The 3,200-nt window shown below is 43.5% G+C and carries 1 protein-coding gene and 1 pseudogene; one reads left to right on the forward strand and one right to left on the reverse strand.

The features are described 5' to 3' along the window. Positions 1-476: 476 nt before the first annotated feature. Positions 477-1,580: an AAA family ATPase gene (locus ACE1CM_RS44130; RefSeq protein WP_374885775.1), complete on the reverse strand. Its 1,104-nt coding sequence runs from the start codon at positions 1,578-1,580 to the stop codon at positions 477-479. A gap of 218 nt (positions 1,581-1,798) precedes the next feature. Between ACE1CM_RS44130 and ACE1CM_RS44135 the strand changes: the two are divergent. Continuing rightward, positions 1,799-3,093: pseudogene (locus ACE1CM_RS44135) on the forward strand (IS4 family transposase); the annotation flags it as partial. Positions 3,094-3,200: the final 107 nt, after the last annotated feature.

A 3,200-nucleotide genomic window follows, 5' to 3' on the forward strand; every position in this document is an offset into this window, starting at 1 on the left:
AGACTGCCAACGATGGTAGTTTAGGTATTCTTGATAAAGAACCGAGTTATTGAGGAGCCGGATGATGGGAAACTGTCAAGTCCGGTTCTGTAGGAGAGGGTGGAGAAGTGATTCTTCACTCGACTCTAACCTGACGATAAAACGCCGTAGAGGGAATCCAGTGGTAGGTGACTCTACTACTAATAGTACCAAGGGAGGAAGTTCTAGTAGTTCTCAGGAATGCTAGAAGCCTACACTCACCGCAAGCGGGAGTGTAGGTAGTTCACTAAAGTCTATCATAAGTTGATATCAAGTTTGTCCGATTCCAAAAAACCTGATATCAAGTAATATGTCAATGCCTGACATCATACCTAAGAACCCCCAGATTGACGGTCTAGGGGTAGGCGGATATAGTAGGAGTTGAATTAATTCAATTCATCCCCACGAGGGCTGTAACAGCGACAACAACAAATTACCTGTGAGGCAGGTGTTATTCGCTATCGTCTGTCAGCCGATACAGCTTTTGCTTTTGGGTTCAATGGGTTCTCGACAGACTCAACTGTGCCGTCAGCCATTAAACGCTGCAATATCACCTTGAGGGAGTTTTCTTTAACTGCTAGGGCTTCAGCTAGTTCTTTCCTGGTAGCGCCATCCTGTGAATCCGATTCAGATAGATAGGTAACAACCCGTTCCCCTAGAGTAGGGTTGTTACTGTTACCTGTTACCGACGATTGCTGCCCTTCCACCACGTGGCAGATGCCTGTAGGGAAGTCAATTTGATAGTTAATCTCAATAGGGTTGTAGCCACGGGTCTTAGGCATTGAAAGGAGGCATCCTGTAACCCCTCTGGTAATTCGCCAGTGAGCGTCCAACGGACTGGTTAAGCTGTTATGACCTGCTGCTTTATCTATCCCATCACCATCGCCTTTCTTGTCATGGTGGATGGCAATAAAGCAACTACGGTTATCGGTAACAATTCTTGCAACTTCCTTCAGTTTATGACCTGTTTCAGGGGTGTTCTCACTCAGCCCTAGTGGAGTGCAGATGCATTCTCTTACCGAGTCCATAATGACCAGATAAAACCCGTATTTTTTCTCCCACTTACGTAACTTTTCCAGTCCTTTCTCGTCAGCTACCCAACCATGCTTGAAAAAGACTTGCGACCGCAACTCCATATCCTCACCTAGGCGGATTTTAAGTAACCGCTTCAACACGTCTTCTGGCTGGTCGTTGTTTAAAATTAGCACCTTGCCTTGCTTGCACTGTTTGGCATTCCAGACTGTTCCACACGCGATTGCTGCTGCCATATCAAAAGCCGACAAAGACTTGCCGCAGCCAGGTTTTCCAGTAAGAATTACCGCATATCCTGTCGGAAGAACATCTTGAATTGTCCATTCAATTTCAGTGGTTACCTCGTTCAGCCCGTCAACACAACTTACCAAATCATCGTCATCATCAGGCTCAGTAAGTAGAAGAGAAACATCTATTTCGCCATGTTTCTGTAGTTCCGGGAAATATACTTCCAGCCAGGGACATTCGTCGGTGGTTTTTAGGTTCTTCAGGATATCCTCGGCGGTTAAGTTGGGGTGACTCTCAAACATGTTTGCAATATCCAAAAGGCAATCTTTGATTGCCTTTTCCCTCTTTCTATGATTATCATTCTCATTAAAGCCGCATAAATACGATCTTTGGGAGCATTCCTGTTTCAGCAGAGACTACTGGTATGCGGATCAAAAAGGCTCGTATATCGCTCATCTGCCGAAGCATTAGGATACTAAAGATGTCAAACTAGCAGGAGCTATTGTTTGATGATATAAGCATGAAAAAGCGGATTTTTCGCCATCCGGATCGCGGGAAGCGGCACAATACACCCAGCCCAAACAACCAAGCTATTGCCGCACATCTAGAAACATTACTAACACCAGCAATTTTCAATCAACCAGCTTACTACCGTCAGTTGGGATTACGAAACCCCATACTAAATTTATCATTAATGGTAGCAGCAATCTTAACCCTGCTATGGCGACAAGTACCATCAGTACAGGAATTAACTCGACTTTTAGAGAGAGAAGATTTACTTTGGTGTCGGGGAACCAAAGTAGCTCAACAATCCCTATCAGAGAGATTATTAGAATTCCCAGCCCCCCGATTCGCTCGAGTATTTAAACATTTACTACCAGCCTGACAATCTTCTTGGCAACAGCGTCAAAAACGCCCAATACCTGAAAGTATTAGTTTCGCCAGTCGCCATTTTGAAAAGATTTGGGTAGCAGATGGTTCAACATTAGAAGCATTATTTCGTAAGCTGAAAAGCTTAGAAGATGTCAAGCCAGGGCAGTTAGCTGGCAAAATTTGTACGGTGGTTGACTTGATAACTCGTTTACCTATAGAAGTTTGGTTCCATCATAATCCCCTCGCATCTGAAACTAAATTTGAAGAAGGTTTGCTATCCTTAATGTCAGCTAAAACATTGCTCTTACTTGAAGCTTGGGTTTTATCATTTCCAGTTTTAGCGTGAGCGAAATGATGAGTAAACAAGTAGATTTTATTCCTCGAATCAAGGCAAAAGCTTATGTAAAATTAATTCAATTTTTCACGGCTAATAATTCGGTTAAAGACCAACTGATAAAATTAGGTACGCGACGCAATGGGACACCTATCCTCACACTGCGGTTAGTGGAAATTCGAGCTGGTAAAACCTGGTATTCCTATCTTACTTCTGTGACTGACCCTCACATATTACCTCCCTATGTGGTGGCAGATTTATATCGACGCCGTTGGCGGATTGAAGAAGCTTTTAATACCGTTAAACCCTGGTTGGGATTATCCTATTTATGGACAGGTTCCATCAATGGGGTAAAGTTACAGGTGTGGGCGACTTGGCTATTCTATGCGGTTTTGGTTGATTTGGGTGATGGGGTGGCGGATGAACTTTCCTTACCGTTTGACCGGATTTCTTTGGAGATGGTGTATCGGGGTCAAAATCATTTCACCGTCGCTTATGACAAAGGTAAGGCTACTGACCCAATCAAGTATTTCGCTGACGCTTCTAATCAAGATTTAGGAGTAGTCAAACCCCAGGGAAAGCCTGTGGAAAATCTTGATTTATCCCCTTTGACTCTGCCCCTCAATGCTTTTAAATTTTTCACTTAAAATGCCATCCCATTTTCTGACCTGAATACTAAACATCGAAAATCATTTTGAGCGGTCAAAGTATCTAT

Source organism: Microseira sp. BLCC-F43, from assembly GCF_041929235.1.
Lineage (GTDB): Bacteria > Cyanobacteriota > Cyanobacteriia > Cyanobacteriales > Aerosakkonemataceae > Microseira.

Coding starts and splice junctions, on each gene's coding strand:
- ACE1CM_RS44130 (WP_374885775.1), bottom strand. CDS start 1,580: ATGTTTGAGAGTCACCCCAACTTAACCGCCGAGGATATCCTGAAGAAC.